Source organism: Shewanella gelidimarina (assembly GCF_023283945.1).
Classification (GTDB): Bacteria; Pseudomonadota; Gammaproteobacteria; order Enterobacterales; family Shewanellaceae; genus Shewanella; species Shewanella gelidimarina.
In genome coordinates, this window is the sequence record NZ_JAKIKW010000004.1 from 1 (window position 1) to 19,412 (window position 19,412).

The 19,412-nt window shown below is 45.0% G+C and carries 15 protein-coding genes; 4 read left to right on the top strand and 11 right to left on the bottom strand.

From position 1 onward, the window contains the following. The 8 genes from L2729_RS05005 to L2729_RS05040 all read right to left on the bottom strand — a co-directional run. On the bottom strand, positions 1-745 hold a 745-nt coding region (locus L2729_RS05005; protein ID WP_248987265.1), incomplete at its 3' end, for a hypothetical protein. 14 nt (positions 746-759) lie between these two features. Further along, positions 760-2,085 (bottom strand): HlyD family type I secretion periplasmic adaptor subunit, encoded by a 1,326-nt coding sequence (locus L2729_RS05010; protein ID WP_248987266.1) that lies wholly within the window; start codon positions 2,083-2,085, stop codon positions 760-762. Beyond that, positions 2,078-4,195: a peptidase domain-containing ABC transporter gene (locus L2729_RS05015; protein ID WP_248987267.1), complete on the bottom strand. Its 2,118-nt coding sequence runs from the start codon at positions 4,193-4,195 to the stop codon at positions 2,078-2,080. The genes L2729_RS05010 and L2729_RS05015 overlap by 8 nt, the downstream gene beginning before the upstream one ends. Beyond that, positions 4,192-5,850, bottom strand: a complete 1,659-nt coding sequence (locus L2729_RS05020) for an ABC transporter transmembrane domain-containing protein (RefSeq protein ID WP_248987268.1) — start codon at positions 5,848-5,850, stop codon at positions 4,192-4,194. Before L2729_RS05020 ends, L2729_RS05015 begins: the two co-directional genes overlap by 4 nt. A gap of 307 nt (positions 5,851-6,157) precedes the next feature. Continuing rightward, positions 6,158-7,531: a tetrathionate reductase family octaheme c-type cytochrome gene (locus L2729_RS05025; protein WP_428848225.1), complete on the bottom strand. Its 1,374-nt coding sequence runs from the start codon at positions 7,529-7,531 to the stop codon at positions 6,158-6,160. 68 nt (positions 7,532-7,599) lie between these two features. Continuing rightward, entirely contained in the window at positions 7,600-9,312 is a 1,713-nt protein-coding gene (locus L2729_RS05030) for a DUF3373 domain-containing protein (RefSeq protein ID WP_248987270.1), read from the bottom strand. A gap of 174 nt (positions 9,313-9,486) precedes the next feature. Beyond that, positions 9,487-9,816 (bottom strand): c-type cytochrome, encoded by a 330-nt coding sequence (locus L2729_RS05035; protein WP_101089459.1) that lies wholly within the window; start codon positions 9,814-9,816, stop codon positions 9,487-9,489. Between the two features lie 456 nt (positions 9,817-10,272). Continuing rightward, positions 10,273-10,992 carry an SDR family oxidoreductase gene (locus L2729_RS05040; RefSeq protein ID WP_248987271.1) on the bottom strand — a complete coding sequence of 240 codons (720 nt, stop codon included), beginning with the start codon at positions 10,990-10,992 and terminating at the stop codon, positions 10,273-10,275. A gap of 173 nt (positions 10,993-11,165) precedes the next feature. On the opposite strand from L2729_RS05040, the gene L2729_RS05045 reads away from it, so the two are divergent. After that, positions 11,166-12,065: a LysR family transcriptional regulator gene (locus L2729_RS05045; protein ID WP_248987272.1), complete on the top strand. Its 900-nt coding sequence runs from the start codon at positions 11,166-11,168 to the stop codon at positions 12,063-12,065. Between the two features lie 12 nt (positions 12,066-12,077). On the opposite strand, the gene L2729_RS05050 is transcribed toward L2729_RS05045, so the two are convergent. Beyond that, on the bottom strand, positions 12,078-12,284 hold the full coding sequence (locus L2729_RS05050; RefSeq protein ID WP_102043917.1) for a hypothetical protein: 207 nt from the start codon (positions 12,282-12,284) through the stop codon (positions 12,078-12,080). A 634-nt stretch (positions 12,285-12,918) separates the two neighbouring features. Here L2729_RS05050 and L2729_RS05055 point away from each other — a divergent pair. Continuing rightward, on the top strand, positions 12,919-14,112 hold the full coding sequence (locus tag L2729_RS05055; protein WP_248987273.1) for a conjugal transfer protein TraF: 1,194 nt from the start codon (positions 12,919-12,921) through the stop codon (positions 14,110-14,112). A gap of 30 nt (positions 14,113-14,142) precedes the next feature. Here L2729_RS05055 and L2729_RS05060 read toward each other — a convergent pair whose 3' ends face one another. Beyond that, positions 14,143-14,871, bottom strand: a complete 729-nt coding sequence (locus L2729_RS05060; RefSeq protein ID WP_248987274.1) for a sulfite exporter TauE/SafE family protein — start codon at positions 14,869-14,871, stop codon at positions 14,143-14,145. 241 nt (positions 14,872-15,112) lie between these two features. Further along, entirely contained in the window at positions 15,113-15,427 is a 315-nt protein-coding gene (metJ, locus tag L2729_RS05065; protein WP_248987275.1) for a met regulon transcriptional regulator MetJ, read from the bottom strand. A gap of 211 nt (positions 15,428-15,638) precedes the next feature. Between metJ and metB the strand changes: the two genes are divergently transcribed. Both metB and L2729_RS05075 read left to right on the top strand, forming a co-directional pair. After that, a complete protein-coding gene (gene metB / locus L2729_RS05070; protein WP_248987276.1) occupies positions 15,639-16,799 on the top strand; it encodes a cystathionine gamma-synthase in 1,161 nt (386 codons plus the stop codon). A 15-nt stretch (positions 16,800-16,814) separates the two neighbouring features. Continuing rightward, the gene (locus L2729_RS05075; protein WP_248987277.1) at positions 16,815-19,208 is read left to right on the top strand and encodes a bifunctional aspartate kinase/homoserine dehydrogenase II; all 2,394 of its coding nucleotides are present in this window, start codon (positions 16,815-16,817) and stop codon (positions 19,206-19,208) included. Positions 19,209-19,412 lie beyond the last annotated feature (204 nt).

The following is a 19,412-nucleotide window of genomic DNA, read 5'->3' on the forward strand; positions in this document are numbered from 1 at the left end:
TGCCAGTGCCAGTGCCAGTGCCAGTGCCAGTGCCAGTGCCAGTGCCAGTGCCAGTGCCAGTGCCAGTGCCAGTGCCAGTGCCAGTGCCAGTGCCAGTGCCAGTGCCAGTGCTAGTGGGAGCACCAGATGGGGTACCTAAGCTGTGTGGTTTATTTTGCAACGGGGTAACTTGATGTGTTGCAGAACCTGTTGTCATGGCAACGGTAAAATGAGGCTGGTTATGTTCATTGGCAGTAAACGTCAGTGACTGAGCAATGGTACTTAGTTCAGGGCCTTTGTTAGTGCTGGCATGAAAATGCGCTCCAGCGGCCAAGCCTGTTGTTTCACTCGAGCCATGAGGGCGTGTACTTGCAGATTGTGGTTGGCTATTAGCTAATGCTTCCGCTGCAGATGGTTGCTCTTCGTGAGTTTGAGCGTTTGATGGCTGATCGGGTAAATCGTCATGAGGTGAAACATTTGATACCAGCGACTCCTCTATTGTTGAGGGCTCATTGTCTGAAGCGCTTGCATCCTCTTTTGCTATGGAGTTTGTAATGCCCCAAGATTTATCCGCGACCAGATCTTTATTACCGATAGTGCTCGTTTTCCCACCGCTATCTCTGAACTCTTTGGCTTTTAAGCTCGCGACATCCTTATCGATTTGTTTAGCCTTTTGTTTGGCTTGCTGTTGCCGCTGTTTTTTCTCAGCTTCAATGGCTTCTGGTGTCTTAGCACTTGATGTGGATTTTTTATCGTCATGACTCATTATCTACTTCCTTTTTAGCGCTCACCAAAAGCTTCAGTTACGTTGGTAAATACAGGTTTCCATAAATACTGGAATACTGTTTTCTCGCCCGTCACGATGTCGGCTTCACCTGTCATCCCTGGAATGAGGGCAAACTGTCCTGGTTTATCGGAGAAGTAGGGTTTGTCGATGGCGATTTGTACTTTATAAAATACCCCTCCTTTTTCATCAGCATCGGTGCTTGGGGATATGCGTTTTACAATGCCATCGAGTGCGCCATAACGGCTGTAATCAAAGGCATCAATTTTTATTCTTACCGGTTGTCCTACTTTGACAAAGCCAATGTCTCTAGGCGACAACTTAGCTTCCATTAAGCCGGTCTTCGTCATGGGGACAATGACAGCAACAGTGCCACCAGGCTGAATAACATTGCCTGAAGAGGTTGAGGGGATTGACTGAATGATGCCATCAACAGGCGCCGTTATCGTCGTTTGCGAAACAAGAGAACCCGATGATTTCAACCGAGCAATGACCCCTAGTAACTCTGCTTGAGTTTCGGTGCGCTTCTCGCCCACCTCTTTGAGCAGTGTGGCTTGTCTCTGTATTAACTGTTGTTCAAGATTAAGTAGGTTCTTTGCCAGCACCTCTTCTTTACTTTCCATGCCCCTTAATTCACGAACATAGGCGTCGAGCTTTTGTTGCGATTCTAATATTCTTAATTTTGAAACAGCCTGCTCTGCGGTAACGGATAACATCATTTTTAGGGTTTGTTCGGCTGTTTTTATCTGGTCGGCAAGTGGTGGGATTTCCGTTTTTAGGCCATTAAGTTCGGCCTGACTTTTTGCAACTTCTGATTGTGATAATTGTTCTACTGAAACGCGCTCTTCATTCATACGTCGCAAAGAGGAGTTATGCCGTTTTACGAGCTGAGGGTATTCAGAGGCAAATTCATTAAAATCAGCTTCTCGCCTATCGATGAAAGCATCATAGCGCTCAATTCGTAGCAGTAAGTTGGCGCGTTTACTGGCAAGCTCCTCTTCTGCAGACTGGCTGTCGATGGCAATAAACCTCGCGAGTACATCGCCTTTTTTAACCACATCCCCCTCTTCTACTACCACGGAGGCAATAGTTCCTCCGGCGCGACTTTGAATAATTTGACGATGCCCAAGTGGTACGACTTGCCCTTTAGATTTAGAGATCTCTTCGACTTGCGCAAACACTGACCATAGCAACATGATCAATATCGAACCTGTGATCAAAAAGATGATGCGTTTGATTAACTTTCTTTCTGCTGGGGCTTCAATCGCATCAGTAAATTCATGCTCAGGCCATACTCGATTCGCTAGTTGACGTTTATCCATTAGGGAGGTTCTCCTGAAATGATGCTTGCGGCTGAGCTGGTTGTTCTGGAATAGGTCCAGTGTAAACAACGGCACCCTTATCTAAAATGACGACCTTGTCAGCTTGCTGGATCAACTCCTGGTCATGACTAGTGAATATCACGGTGCTTTTACCTTTGAGGGCACTAAATGTTTTTAGCAGTTGTGCTTTAGCTGCTGGATTTCGATTGGCGATGGGTTCGTCGAGAATGATTAAGCTTGATTGCTTCAGCAGTGCTCGCGCTAAACTGATATAGCTTCCTTCAACCGCAGATAACAGCGTATGGCCACGATTAAACAGATCAACATTGAGGTCGTTACCCAGTGCATTGAATAGCGACTCTCCACCCGCCGCTTTTATAGCTGTGAGCAGCTCTTCATCTGTCGCGTCCAATTTTGCTATACGCAGGTTGTCAGCTAAGGTGCCGGGAAAGAGATCGGGCTCCGCGGGACAAAACGCGGCCCACTGTCTAAAGGCTTCTGGGTCATATTGCTTGAGGTTTTTATCGTTAACCGTGACATATCCCGCTTGTGCTTCTGCCACTCCCATGGCAGCCAGCAGCATCGAGGTTTTACCGCAAGCGTTAGGCCCAATGATGGCCACATTTTCGCCGGGTTCTATATCAACGCTAACCCCTGATAATGAAGGCTCAACCTCTGCTGCATAACGCAAGGTGACGTGTTGAAAGCTTATCTTAGGTGCGGTGTGGGTGGCCGGAGTGTCGAGCCTTAGCTCGTTGTGTTCCGTGCCGGCTTGCATAAAACGGTCAAACTGTTTTATTGCCATATCCATCATGGTAATTTTCTGGCTTGATGAAAATGCTAACTGTGAGGGCCCTGTAATGCGCCAAATAAGCATGACGCAGGCTATGAGTGCACCAGGGCTAATACTCTGGTTGAGTACTAAAAAGATGCCAGTAAAAACGGTAACTAACGCGGTAAGTAAACTCATGGCGTGGGCGACGGCGGCGTTTAAGCCATTGCGCTTGGCGTAGAGGAAGTTTTGCCGACAGTTTTCTTTGCATTGCCTGGCAAACTTGGTAGTCCAGCCATCGGTCTCGCCGCTGGTTTTTAGTTGTAGCAGGTTCTTAGCGAGTTCATTAATCGAGTTTTGATAATCTCCACTAATGGTAGGCGCAGCTGATTGCGCATATTTATTGACAGCTTTCATCACTAAATAAAACAACAATAGCATTATGATAGGAACCATAACTAACCAACCACTAAGCAGTGCGATGGTGACAAAGGCGATAAGGGTAAAGGGTAAATCGACTAAACCTGCACCGCCAGGACCTGATAGCAAGGTACGTACTTTTTCCGCATTGCGCATGCGGGCCATATGGTTAGATATTCCGACTCGAGACAACACCATCAACGGCATACTCAATAACCGTCTAAAGGTGATATCTGAAAGGTCGCGTGCAAAACGGTTGCTGGTGGTGGCTAGCAGGTTGGCTCGAGTGAGGCGTGTGAACACTAAAATGGCCAAAGCCAGTGCCGAACCAAGGGCGATGGTGGGAAGTACATCTGGTGCTTGTCCGCCAATGACACGATCATAAACCGCCATGGTAAAGAGGGGCACCGCGAGTCCGGTAATACTGGAAAGTAAACTTAGCCAAAACACCGGACGGTACCACTTAGTGCGTTTGCTCATATGCGCTGCAAAGGCGCGAATATTCTGTTTGCTTGCCGGTAGACTTTCAATCACAAAAATATGCCCGACGAGGGGGAACTCTTGAGCACTTATTGCTTGCCATTGATCCCTTGGCTGATTAAACATTTCGTATTGCTCACCTCTGCGCCTTAACATGACTGCAGGTGCATTATCAGGGACAATAATAAAAGGGTGAATGGCCTGTGAAATAGCACTTTTGTGCGTCTTATAGACTGAGAAACCAATGTGATGTTTTTTTAATAGGTTAGCGAATTTTACCGTGTCGATACTCTGAATTGCTTCATCATTGAGCAGATTGTTCGCCTGAGAAAATAACCCTAGCTGCTGCAAAAGTGCCACTAAGATATCTTTTAATTCAGTCGATGCTAGTGTGCTTTCAGTCTTTTCTAGTGGCTGCGCTTGGCTCATTGAGTTCATGCTTGAACCTCCTGCGTCGCGGATAGAATTTGGCATTCGCCATGTTCAGTAATATTGATGCGTAGATCACTGTTACTAGCGAGTTCACTAAAGTGAGAAGCACATAGAATGGTCGTCTGGCCTTTATAACTATTAAGCATATTAATCAGCCGCGTTTGTGAATCAACATCGAGTGAAATCATCGGTTCATCGAGTAATAAAATAGAGGGAGATTGTACAAAGGCTCTCACGAGTGCAATAAGCTTAATGGCACCTTTGTTAAGCATTTGGCTATCGTTTACTCCAACTTCTGTTTGATATCCAGAGGGCAGCTGAGCGATGCTACGGGTGAGTCCCAGAGCCTCGGCAACTTCCATTGCGAGTGATTCTCGCTCTGGCCTAAACAGGGTCATGTTCTCCAATAAACTGCCAGCAAAAAGTGTTGGCCAAGGTGCAACGTAGGTGACTGATTGGCGATATTCGTTACTACTGTGTTCATCTTGAGCGATGCCAGCGATGGTAATTCGACCTTTTTCAGTGTGGTGAAAGGCGCCGATCACACTGAGTAATAGACTGGCGTGAGTCAGTGGGTCAGAGGTCACCGTGACGAGATTTCCTGCCGGAATAGTCAGGTTGAATTGATGTAGCTTAGCGCCGACTTGGCTGCTAGAAACGTCTTCGAATGTAATCGGTCCTAACGGCAGCTTCTGTTGATATTGCGTGGTGCCTTTAAACACTTCTTGGGGGAGTTCAGCCAGATCGTTAACGTGATTCATGGCTGTGTTGGCACTAGCAAGTCGTGATCGCAGACTAATAATGGCACTCAATGGCGCAATGGCTCTGCCCGCTAGAATCGAGCAAGCCGCCAACCCACCCGTGGTGAGATCACCGTTGAGCACTTCGAGGCAACCGATAAGTACAATTAATAATGTAGTGCCTTGAGACGCGCCCTGAATAAGCTCTTGTAACTTAGATGACAGCCAATCAACTTGTTGCTGTTGGGCAAGACGACGATAGTTAATTTCACTGTAGATGGATGATAGGCGGGACTCCATCGCGAGTGCTTTTGTGGTGGTTAATCCAGATAGCACCAATATCAACATGCGTGAGCGTTCGCTATCGGTTAATGCTAAATCTTGTGTGGCGCTAGTTAACTTTTTACCAATGAGGAAAACTAGTCCACCGATCACCGCCCAAACTGTGATGGGAATGAATACTAATGGGCCGCCGATATAAGCCACCAATGCCAAAAATATGAGTACAAAGGGAAAATCCATCAGTGCTACGAGCGCTTGGCCGGAATATAGCTCGCGCATCGCCGCAATACTGGCCAGTCCGTTGGATACTTTTCCCGTGCCGAGGCTTTCGACATGGTGATAGTCAGATTGCATCAAAGCATTAACGACTTTAGTGGTGGTTTGTAGTTCAAAATTGGCAGCTGATGAGGCCAACAACCAACTGCGGGCATAGCGTAAAAGCAGCTCTAGCAGTATCGCAACGGCGACAGCGGATACGAGCACACTGGCGGTGCCATAACCTTGGTTTGGCAATATACGGTCGTATATTTGTAGCATGGTGAAAGGCAGTGCTAAAGACAACAGGTTGATGAAAGTCGAGGAGAGCAGTAACTCAGCCTTAGCGCGATTATTGTTTAGTAAACTGAAGTTGTCTCTCATCGTTTATCACATCCTTGGACAGTCAGAAAAGGGTGTATAAATAATAGTATAGCTTTAACTAGTCAGTTCAATTTAACAGGGTATTTACATTTTTGTGTGAAAATAATGCATATTTTGTTGGTTTTTTGTTAATGATATAATTGTTGAATGGATTGAGCGAAGTCGATGTGAGTTTAACGATGGGAATGAGGTTGAATATTGTGTCGTTCAATTAAAGGGTGTCAGCCGGCAAATTTGCAGGGAACCGGCTGACGAGTAACGTCTCTATTGGGGCAATAGAGACATTAAATTTTATGATGCATGGACACTATTTAGCGTGCCTTACCCCTCCTTTGTTTTTCATCGGGTCGCCATCGTAACCTAGTGCCTTCCAATTCATGCGGGTCCCTTTTTTATGGCAATCGCTACAGTTTAGCGCTTCTGATTTTGGTGAGACCATATGGTTGATGCGCCACCACATTTCGGTTGCTGCAAAGCCATGTTCTCCACTGTAGGTTATGCCCTTTTCCGCTAGGCCTTTATTCGCTTCCATGCCTAACTTGGCCGCTTTGTCCCAATCAAAGTCTGTCCAATATCCACCTTTGCCGTAAACTTTAGCCGTGACAAATATGTTTTGTTTACTGTCATAGATCTGCTTGCCGCGGTGGACTTTAAAGGGATAGATCTTGGCCGTGCTATCGCTAATGTCACCTAATGGGCTAGTCAGTTTAGTGATTTTACTTGGATCCATTTTGTCACCAAGCATATAGGCGTCAGCGCTACCGTTGTACCAAGCGTATTCCGGTTCAACCATCTTGCCCCAGACGAAGTTACCTTTCTTCTTCTGGTAATTTTTCTTACCGTATTGATCTTTCGTTTCTTCAAGATCGCTACCGGCAGTGGACCAGTCCCAGCTCATTTTAGTCGGTTCATTACGCGCAAAAAACGGAATATGGCAAGTTTGACAGGCGACACTTGCAGCATGAGTATTGAGCTTTTTACTTTTATGCGGCGTAGCGTCATGGCAATTGACACAACCAATCGGATTCTGACCACCAGGCGAAACGCCCATTGCATTGCCGGTGATCTGATGAGCTTCGGTGGTATGGCAATCTTGGCATTGGAAGTCGTTGCCATCAGTGTCCATATGTACGTCGGTTGCGTTATCGGGATAAGACATCGATGAGTCTAAATCGCCGTGCTTAACAGCATCTCCGCCGCCACCAAAGAAGTGACAAGTACCGCAGTTATCGCGCACAGGAGCGCCGACATTTTGTGCCACTCGCTCAAGGTTTACGCTTGCTAATACTTCGCCAGCGCCTACCGGATCTTTGATGTAAGTGCCGGTGGTGTCATGGCAGACAAGGCAATCCACTTTGGTCATGTCGGTAAAGTCAAAGTTATTGTCTTTCCAACCGTAACCCGCATGACAGCTGGTACATTTTGGCTCGTTGCCTGATATTGAGGTACAAAAGTTATTGATGGCATTTTTCTTACCACGTTTAACCGTGCGTCCTGGTAGTTTTTGTTCTAACTCCCAAGTCCAGTGTGATGATTTCATAAAGTCTTTGGCATGATCTTCATGACATTCAATACATTGAGTTGTGACTTCAGAGCCTTGTGAAAAAGGCCCCTGCACATATTCACTGTGAGGATTGGCTGCCATGGCGAATTGAGTGCTGACAAGCAGCCCCAATAACATGGTTTGAATAATTATTTTTTTCATTTTTATACTCCTACCCCGGCTAATGCCGGGGGGATTATCCCTGTTTAGAATTTAACGGTGAGAGAGGCGTTGATGTCGTAAGCGGTGTCGACCACTGGTAGCATTGAGTAAGAAGTGCCCGCGATAACATCATCGACTTCTTGTGGTGCACCAACCGGGGTGCCGCTGCCAGTGTATTCAAAATCGTAATAAATCCCTGCAAGTTTGATAAACATATTAGGGTTGATATCGAACATGTAGTAAGCCTCAGCAACATGGCCACGGGTGGCTAACTTACTGCCGATAGGGTCATCTTGTGCTTGGGTAAATGGTGTCCAATATTTAGAACCGTAGTTGTACTCAAAACCGACTTTTCCGTAAGGGGCTGGGATCTGTATACCGGCGTAGATGCTGTAGCCATCTTTTGCGCCACTGTCATCGGCAGCACTTGGCATCATGATAATCTCAGTGCCATCAGAATTGAGCTTAGCTTCAAATACAGCATCACTTAACATGCCGCCAAACATACCGGCGTTACCGTTGCCATCGGCGCGAGTCCAACCACCAGAGACAAACCATTTTACGTCGTTATCTTCTTCACGAGAGAAGCCGATACCGCCGAGGAATAGGTCGCCGATGACGCCACTAGGTTGAACCCTAGTGACAAAATTAAAGTTGTCGAATTTTTGCATATCTTGGTACATGGTGGGTGCAAAAATACTGGCAAGTTGGGTTGGGAATGCCATGGTGCCTTTAAAGCCATCATTGACATCCATCGCCCCAAATAGGGTGAACTGGAGAAAGTTTTTACCATCGTTAATGGCATCAATATTAAATCCGCCGAGGTGAGTATCTTTAGTGACGATGTCACCGAATAGCTCGCCATTACCCCATTGCGACTCAAATCCTTGACCATAGCAAAAACGCACCACTTGACCTTCAACACCGGTGATATCGCCAAGGTGATAACCTATGGTGGCACCATCAAAATTGAAATTGACGAGATGACCCGACGGCGTACCACCGCGCTTTTCATTTTCACGATACTGGGTTGGCGGGCCGTAGGTTGATGGGCGGCGACCAATTGACAGGTAAAGCGGAGAGCCATTGATATTTTTCCAATCAAAGTAAGCGCGCTCAACTCTAAGCCAGTCACCACTTGGGCTACCGCTACTGGTGCCATCCATGGTAAATGAGTTCCAAGAATCAAATACTTTAACGCCGGTGGAATCGCCCCAGTTTTTAAACATCGATAAGCGACCCGCAAAACTAACGTTATCCCAAACTTTGGCTTTTAGATTAAGTCTAAGGCGAGTGGTGTAGTAGATGTCATTGTCGATGTCTTGCGTGGTTTTTTGTGCCAACGAATAGGGCATAACACCTTGCAGTTGACCGCTTTGGAAGGCTGCGGCGAGATTAGGATCTGCGGCCATCATCTTGCCTAGCGGTGAATTACCATCGGTCGGAGAGCCAAATACGCCAGACATAGCTTTGGCGCCAAAGTCACTAAAGTTGACTTTTATTGCGGGGTTCCAAGTGACATTTTGATAGTGCAGTGTATGAGCTTTAGTACGGAAATCACCAGTGATCAGCAGTCTATCTAATGCTGTATGGCGTTCGTTGCCATCGACACGATCATTAAGATCATCTAATTCGCTAGTGATGTCTTCAAGTTGTTGTTTAAGATCTGCCATTTTTTGAGCATCGTTTTCTGCAGCATAAACGCTACCAGATAAAGCAAGCGCATTGGCAACAAGCAGTGAAATTAGAGTACGCATAACATCTCTCCTTTCGAGTTTTTAACCACTTTTTATATGGTTAACCTCGATTGATGTTGAGGAACGGCCTCGGATTAGCTGATTTTTGGCAGCATTAGGCCCTGAGGCATTCCCCATTTATTTAATTTAATGTTTGGTTCTAACTTGGTTAGAAGGACTTAATCCTTCATGCGGCTAGCCACAGGTTTGTGGTTGGTCGGAATCGGCTGCATGGTCATATAGGAATTGCTGAATGTCCTTAATGTCCTTCTTTGATAGCGCATTGAACGCTTCTTGATCACCCTTGTGCTTCATGCGCTTGAAGAAGCGATCCCACTGACTCATGGTTTTTGTCATCGGGGTCATCTCTCCACCGATATCACCTTGGCTATGGCAGGCTTTACACTCTTTTTTATACAGATGTTTACCTTTTTTAGGGTTACCGCCATCAGCGGCTTGGGCTTGAAGACCTAAAGACAGAGCTAGAGCAAAACCTATTCCGATTTTTGTGATTGTTTTCATCATCATTTCCTTACTATTTTTATATTTTTACGCTGTCCTTCGCGTGGTTAACAGAATGCTTCCAAGATGCGCCTGTGTTGTTGCTTAATTTAGCAGGGAGGTGTTACTGAATAGTTGAGCTTGATCACTTTCATGATAAAAATCTAATTGATAAAAATATCATTGAAATAAATCTAATATATGGGGCTGTATTTTATTTTGTTATTGTTTTATAAGTATTTTTATATTTTTATGTAGTAGATTAATTTAAATTCAGTCATTTATATCGATTTTTTGCAACCGATTAAGATCACATTTCTGTTTTTCAGCTATCTCTAAAGTGATATTAATTCGTTAATACACGGTAAAAATAAAGCCCTGCTAACTTTCGTTAACAGGGCTTTATTTGATAGCTTAGGATGTCTGACGGTGAGGACTGTATTCACCTCTTAACAAGCATGATTACCACAGCGATAATGATTAAGGCTGTTGGCGGGTGGGGGCTAATACGATTTCACGAACACACACATTTTGTGGTTGTTCAAAGGCAAATACCGCAGCGTCTGCAACTGCTGATGGCTCAATGACACCACCCATGAACTCTTTCCACTCTTCATAGCCTGCTTTAATGTCTTCATTCGTCGTGTGGCTAAGCAGAGCTGTTTCAACGGCACCTGGTGCGATAGTAATCATGCGTACATCGTCCATTGCTACTTCTTCACGGATGTTTTCTGTTAGTGCATGAACAGCAAATTTACTTGCACAGTAAGCGGCATGGTTAGGGAACGTTTTACGGCCAGCAATAGAGCTAACGTTAATGATAGTGCCTGTTTTACGGGCTTTCATGTCTGCAAGAACAGCATGAATGCCATTAAGCACACCCATCACATTGATGTTCAACATCTGGCTCCACTCTGCAGGATCTTGTACATCAGCAGCGCCGAGTAACATAACACCCGCGTTATTGATCAAGCAGCCAACGGGGCCGTATTTTGCCTCAGCTGCTGCAATTGCCGTTTTCATCGCTGCAGCGTCAGTGACATCAACACTAATACACAAAGCATTTTCAAGCTTTAGTGCTTCCATAGGCTCAACGCGACGAGCAAGTAACAGTAGTGGGTGACCTTTAGCGTTAAATGCTTGTGCCATTGCTGCGCCGATACCTGAAGATGCACCAGTAATTACGATAAGTTGTTTCATATAAACCTCTGTAAAGATGTATTACGCCAGTCATGCTATTGAGTTGGCAATTTCGAATTGGCGCTAGTTTAGCGAGATGCTCATTGTTGATATATAATGTATAGCGAACATGATTGTTTACATTTAACGCCTAATGTAAGCTGGGATTTCCCGTTAAGAGTAGAATCGAGTAAATGTATAAAGATCTAAATCTAGCAGATGTGAGGGCATTTACCGTGATTGCCGAGCAGGGCAGTTTCACCTTGGCTGCAGATAAGCTGGCATGTTCTCGCTCACACCTGTCAAAACAACTTACCCAATTAGAACGTTACCTCGGGGTGACGTTGATTACTCGTACTACTCGGGCGCAAAGGTTAACCGATCAAGGTGAGTTCTTTTACGAGCGCTGTCAGCATGCATTGGACGTGGTGGAGCAAGCGGTGGCTCAAACGGTTGATAATGCGCAGAACTTACAGGGCAACATCAACATTAACTGCGTTGGCGGCTATATCGGTGAGGAGGTCGTTACCCGCTTGGTTAACGACTTTATGAGTGCGCAACCTAATATCAGCATTAATTTGGACTTTAGCAGTCAGCGAGTTGATCTGGTGTTAGATCATTTTGACTTGGTCTTTCGTATGGGCGAGTTAGAGGACTCAGGTTTAGTCGCGCGTAAGTTGATGGATATTAATAACTGCACATTAGCTGCACCTGGTTATCTTGAGCAAAAAGGTAAGCCTTTACACCCCAAGGCACTGAACGAGCATAGCTGCATTATTGGCACGGTTAATCATTGGAGCTTTCAGCAAAAAAAGGATGCTAAGCAAAAAGCTGACGTGGCAATTACGGGGAAGTTTCGTTGTAAAAATGGCCGGGTAATGAAAAGTAGTGCATTAGCGGGGCAAGGTATAGTGCGATTACCCGAGATTTATTGTGCAGAAGAGTTGAGTAAAGGTGAATTGGTACACGTTTTTGACGATTGGATCATTCCCGCAACGCCTCTGTACCTACTTTACAATAAAGACAAATTCCAGCCTGCCCGATTGCGTGAGTTCATTAGTTTTACTACTGCTCACTTCAATGATTATGTTTAAGCTCTATATCGGTCAGTGTTCTGCTTCTGATTGTAATAATGCTTCAACGCCAGTAACGCCAAAGTATTGCACTGAATGTTTGATGGCAATTTTTTTTGCTATGAGCTCACCGTCTTTATAGATCTTAACAACCTTCTTCCCGCCTCTATCATTCGTGCTGTATTCATACTCATCATTAAGACGAAGTTCGTCGAACTGAGATTTCATGATTAGATGCATAGTCACTCCTGTTTTTAACAGCGTGTTGACTAGGTTAAGTGTCACATAACCTATTTATGTAGACTCACAGCGGTGCTCAAAAGTTTCCACTATTGTTCAATATAGATGATTTCTGTTCGATTGCTGAATTTATTATATTAACTCCATTTAGTTGATAGGCTTGGTTAAGATTCTGCTTTAACGAATGTTTATGACCACTGTGGAAGTTTATCAATGAAGTGAGCTTAGAAAACGTTTGTAGGTTACTTATCGAGACTAACGATGGCATAGCTCATATTGCTTTAGAGATTGTTGCTAATGATCATCGTTATTTCAGTTGTCAGTTTCAGTGCTTATTTGATAACAGTCCAGTGCCATTCAGGCTATAGCTGGGTGCGAATTAAATGGCAGTAATCGTTTGCTTAATGGAAAACAAAGTCAGTAAAAATCGACCTTTGCTGCAAGTGATTGAAGATATTTGAATACTTGGATGAAACTTTGGTAATAAAAATGTTGTTTTAAGGTTAACTTTTTATCCCATAGTTGTTTTTTTTGGCTTAGAATAACTCTTAATAAGAAAAAACAATTTAGGACCTTTTTTCGATTTGGGCCGTATTGGTGTTAAAGCGTTAAGGACATAAAAAGGGCGAAATGGATGAAACTACGTAAATTAGCGCTATTGTGCGCATTAATCCCCAGCTTTTTTGCCTATTCAGGGCAAGAGTATTATGAGGCCCGTAGCGATGCTATGGGCGGCGCAGGTGTTGCCTCATCTAATAATGAGGGTGCTGCATTCGTCAATCCTGCTCTTCTCGGTTTAAATGCGCACAAAGATAATTCAGCTGTATTACTGATGCCTGTACTGGGTGTTGATATGGCCGACAGCGACAATATGATTGATAAATTCGACTCTCTTATTAGCTCCTATGATGGTTTAGCTGCTGCCATTGATGCAGGTAATAGTGCCGATATTGATATTTACAGAGATGATTTGATCCTCGATTTAGAATCACTAAAAGGCACATCAGCTTATGCCAGTGCTGGTCTTGGCTTTAGCGTGGCCATTCCGCATCAAAGAATGCCAATGGCCATTTTCTATAAAAGTTATGTTAGTGCCATTGGTGTTGCCGACATTGCTCAATCCGATATCGATACGCTGGCGAATTTAGATGCCAATAATCCGCCTGCAGTAACCGATTTAGCGTCAAGTGGTCAAGTTATTGGAGGCGCTGTTTCTGATTTAGGTATTGCGTTAAGTTTCCCGCTTTCTATCGTTAATATGCCGATCTCTGTCGGTATATCACCTAAGTTTCAACGCATTGACACTTATAACTATCGCGCTAGCGCGAACAACTTCTCGGCCAGTGACTTTGATGACGTTGAATATCGTAACGATGAAACCAGTTTCAATGTTGATGTTGGTGTGGCTATTGAACCTATCAACGGCTTAGTCTTTGGTTTATCAGGTCGAAATTTGATTAGCCAAGATGTCGATACCATTGAAGTTGAAGGGCAAAAGTTTACCTATCGTGTTGAGCCTTTAGTTACCGCGGGTGTTGCTTATGACTGGAGGCTATTAACGGTCACAACTGATGTTGATTTAATTGAGAACAAGAAGTTTAAAGAACTCGATGGCACCCAATATTGGCGCGTAGGGGGCGAAGTGCGTGCATTTGACTGGATGTCATTGCGAGTGGGCTATCGTCACGACATGAAAGATTCAACGGCTAACATCTATTCTATTGGTTCTGGTTTTGCTTTTGGAGAATCATTTTTCTTAGACTTTACTGGGATGTTTGGCAGCGATGAAGCTATCGGTGGCGTATTACAAACCTCATATCATTTCTAACGCGCCATGATTTATCGATTTATAGTTGGGTTAACTGAGTTCGATAACCGATTTAATCGTTAAGATAAGTGCACTGAAACTACATAAAACTAGGGTGAAAGCTCTGGTTTTTTGTTTATCGACCCTGCCTACCAATCTACCTGCAACCGCATAGCCCAGTATGACTGAGGGCAATAGCATTAACGATGCCCACAAATGTTCAAGCTTTAGCAGCCCTGCAAACCCCAAAATGGTCAAAGCAATCATTGAGCTGAAAATAAAGAAAGCTGAAAGGGCTGCTCTAAACTGGGCGGCATCTTTACCTGCGAGTAATATTGCCAACGGTGGACCACCAATGGCGGCAATGTTGCCAAAGACGCCTGAGAGGATCCCAGCAATAAACAGACTGACACGGTTCACGGGGATACTAAACTTCATCAAACTAAAGCCAACGGCGAGCGCTACGATAAGAGCAATTGCCAGCCCTAAAATAGGTTGAGGGGCTATTACGATAAGTGTTGCGCCTAAGATACCGCCAGGAATACGTCCAAGTAGTGCATATTGCAGTCCGTTGAACTCAAGCTGACCGCGCTCTCTAAAAAGCGTTAATACAGCAGTAGAGAATCCCATCATAATGACTGATGCTGGTACTAGGGAGGGTTCGATAATATATAACAGCGGGCTTGCGATGACGGCTAAACCAAAGCCAATTAAACTCTGTGTTAATGCACCACAAAATATAATGATTGAGGCGAGAATGAGCGTGCTTGGCTCTAACATTTGGCTACCTAGGGGTTGTTAAACTTTCGATCTTATTTTTTGTTCGAGTCTTTGTGATAAAGAATAATGATTTTAAGACCAGGTTTGAGCGATTTCGCTTAGCGAAAATCTCATAACGCATTCTTGTCATAAAAAATAGCAGCATAGAAAGGAACCCGAAAGGCGCGTTTCGTGGATTTTTATCCGAGCGAACGCAAACAAGGATCGCAAAGCGGTCCTTGTTTGCAAATACTGAGCTGGTTTACTCTAGCTCTTCCCACTCAATGCCCATTTGATCCATCAAGCGTTTAACTTCCGCAGGCATGCTATCAGGCCTATCTTTTGATAGATCACCATCATTTGGTAACGGTTGTCCTGTGTAAGCATGTAGAAACGCCTCACAGAGCAATTCGCTATTGGTGGCGTGACGTAAGTTGTTCACTTGGCGGCGTGTACGCTCATCGGTAAGCACCTTGAGTACTTTCAAAGGAATGGAGACAGTAATTTTTTTCACTTGCTCATTCTTTTTTCCGTGTTCAGCATATGGGCTGATATAATCGCCGTTCCACTCAGTCATTGACTCACCTGTAAATTTTAAAATTCGGGGCAGATTTTAACCCCTTATGCAGCACAGTCAAATTATTGCCTCTATTTTATGACAAATGCAAATAGATTTCTAAATGCTTAGACGTCTAAACGGCTAAAAGTGGTTGACTAGCATGGATTGCTTAGGTACATTTAGACGTCCAGACATCCCTAATGAAAAAATGTAGCAAGAGGAGTAGTACATGACCGAGCGTAAACTAGCTACCGTTGCTGTGCGCCAAGGCATTGAGTCCGATACCCAACACGGCGCGGTTGTCCCCCCTATCTATCTTTCTACAAATTATTCTTTTGATGGCCACAAAAATCCGAGAGATTTCGATTATAGCCGCTCAGGCAACCCTACTCGGTCAATCTTAGGTGATGCTATTGCTGAGCTAGAAAAAGGCTGCACAGGCGTTGTGACTTGCACTGGGATGGCAGCAATTACCTTAGCCACCAGTTTACTCGGACCAGAAGACCTGCTGGTGGTGCCTCATGATTGTTATGGTGGTAGTTATCGTCTCTTTACCAATCTTGCTAAGAAAGGCCAGTTTAAGCTTGAAGTGGTGGATCAGACGAATGCAGCGGCATTGGCTATCGCGATTGCCAAAAAACCTAAGATGGTGTGGTTAGAAACGCCGTCAAATCCGTTATTACGGGTTGTCGATATCGCGGAGATCAGCGCAGCCAGCCATGAAATTGGTGCACTGGTTGTTGTTGATAACACTTTTTTATCGCCCATTTTGCAACAGCCTCTGCTGTTGGGCGCTGATATTGTTATTCATTCGACCACAAAATATATCAATGGTCACAGTGATGTTGTCGGCGGTGCCGTGGTGACGAAAGATGCTGAACTGGGCGAATTATTGCATTGGTGGTCAAATACCTTGGGTCTTACCGGCGGTGCATTTGATAGTTATCTTACATTGCGCGGAATTCGAACACTTGCGGTGAGAATGCGTGAACACCAGGCGAATGCTCAGCGGATCCTTGATACTCTTACCCGTCATAGCGCCGTAGAGAAAGTGTATTACCCCGGTCTTAAAGATCACCCTGGCCACGAAATTGCTGCCAAACAGCAAAAAGGCTTTGGTGCCATGCTCAGCTTTGAGCTAAAAGGCGGGGAGGAGCAGTTAGTCGCATTCTTAAAAAATCTTAATTATTTCTCTGTTGCAGAAAGCCTCGGAGGAGTAGAAAGTCTAGTGGCTGTGCCTGCAACAATGACGCATAGAGCGATGGATCCAGAAGCACGCGCACAAGCTGGGGTTAAAGACACCCTTATTCGTCTTTCTGTTGGTATTGAAGATGCTGACGATCTTGTTGCCGATATTGAAGCTGCACTCAATGCAGCTGTCGTTTGTTAATTAAAGGGGTTTAAGATGGCACGTTGTCACTTACATAAATTTGGTGGCTCCAGTTTAGCTGACGCAGACTGTTATCGTCGCGTTGCACATATTCTCCTGACTCATGGTCACAGTGACGATCTTGTCGTGGTTTCAGCGGCAGGAAAAAGCACTAACTTTCTGTATCGATTACTTGAACTGAGCACGACTCAGCAGTTATGGCAGGAAGAGCTACAAATACTCATTAGTTTTCAACAAAAGCTGATCGAACAGTTATTGTCGAATGAGCAAGCTCGTTCGCTTAGAGAGCGGCTATCAAACGATAAAGCGCAACTGATCAGCTTGTTGTCTATAGAATCTATCAACGATTATCAAAGTAACCAAGTGGTGAGTTTTGGTGAGCGCTGGTCATCCCGTTTACTGGCGGCGTTATTACGAGAGTCTGGTGTGGCTGCATCTGATGTTGATGCGCGTACCTTGCTGATTGCTGATGAAGGGGCGGTGCCGCAGATCCGCTTGCAAGACTCGCGTCAAAGGGTGCAAACACTCATTGCAGCTCATCCAAATGAACGACTCATTATCACTGGCTTTATCTGTGCCAATGACAAGGGCGATACCTTGTTATTAGGCCGTAATGGCTCTGACTTTAGTGCCACGCTAATCGCCAGCTTGGCGGATATTGAACGGGTCACTATTTGGACCGATGTTGAGGGTGTATTTAACGCCGATCCGAACAAGATTAATGATGCCAAGCTATTGAGCAGTCTATCGTTAGACGAGGCTAATCGTCTGGCTCACTTAGGTTCGCCTGTACTGCACAATCGCACACTGCAACCCTTGTTTGATACTGAAGTGAGTCTTGCTGTTCGCTCAAGTTATGCATCACATACAGACTTTACGCTGATAGCGCCTAAAAGCTCGTCAGCCAGTGCGCCTGTGGTGACCAACCTAAACCGGGTATCACTGTTTAACATTCAGTTGAATGGGGCTTTATCTGCGTTGTTAAGTTTGCTAACTGGTTCAGGGCTTTATCCGCTAGCGCATTGGTCGCTTGCGAAAAAGCGGGTTGAATTAACCGTTACCCTTGAGAATCAGAAGCAAGTACAAGCGTTACTCGATGCTAATAACGAAGCGCTCGGCATTACTGATGTTCAAATTAGAGATGATTTCGGTCTGGTCGCGTTAGTGAGTGCTGACGCGGATCTTTATCGTCGTGGCTTTGCTCGATTACTCAGCCGTAATGCTCGCCCGCTGTTTAATGACGGCATGAGCTTGGTGACATTAGTTCCGCAATCGCAGGTAAACTTATTGACTCAAAAAGTGCATCGTCGATGTGCTGGCCCGCGTAAACGCATTGGCGTATTGCTCTTGGGTGTCGGCAATATTGGTGAAGCTTGGATAGAGCTATTTAACGGCGCGCGAGCAGCCTTGAATAAAGAGATTGAGGCCAGTGTTGAGCTTGTAGGGCTGGTTAGCTCCCGAAAAGCATTGATTAGCGATACGGGCATTGCACTGGATTCTTGGAAAACAGTATTTGAGCAAGATGCTACACCTTGGCAGTACAGTCACTTATTTGATGAGTTACAAGCACTTGAGTGTGATGAAGTTATCGCGCTTGATATTAGTGCCAGCGCTGATCTAACACTGCAATACCCGGAGTTTTTTGCCCGCGGTATTCATGTTGTCAGTGCCAACAAACTTGCGGGTTCAGGGCCACTGCCTTTTTATCGCGAACTGAAGCTACAACTGGGTAATCGCCGATTGTTTTGGCGTTATAACGCCAGCTGTGGGGCCGGACTTCCAATACAACATGCCATTAATGACCTGCACAACAGCGGTGACAGTATAGAAGCGGTAGGCGGCATATTTTCAGGTACCTTATGTTGGTTATTTGAAAACTATGATGCCGTTAAACCCTTCTCTGAGCTGGTGGTTGAAGCGCGAGGATTAGGGATCACAGAGCCCGATCCTCGTGATGATTTATCGGGCCGTGATATGCAGCGTAAATTGCTCATTTTGGCTCGTGAAATTGGCTTAGAAATCGAGCTTGAAGATATTGAGCTTAAGTCATTGGTGCCTAAACATCTTGCCGAGCTACCGTTAGCACAATTCTTGTCGCGTATTGATGAGCTTGATGACGATATGCTGCAGCAGTATTTAGCTGCGGTTGAGCAGGATAAAGTGCTTCGATATGTCGCCGCGTTAGATAGAGTTGATGGTAAATTAAAGGCCGAAGTGAGTCTGCAATGGGTTGATAATAGTCATCCGTATGCCAACTTAACGCCGGGCGATAACGTGTTTGTTATTCGCAGCCAGTTCTACCAAGACAATCCACTCATTATTCGTGGGCCTGGAGCCGGAAGGCAGGTGACTGCAGCAGCGGTGCAATCTGACTTAGCGCATATTTGCCGAGACTTACTGCAGGAGTAGTTAGAGCAAGCTGATTTATATCGATATATTTGCCGAGACTTACTGCAGGAGTAGTGCTGCAAGGCTGATTAAAGTGAACCAATAATAAATGCATGTCAGTTACACTGGGATGCATTTTTTGATTTTAAGGATTAGGCATTTGATATATCAGTCGAGACTTACTGCAATAGCCGTTTGATCAAGCTGATTAAAGTAAGCTAACTT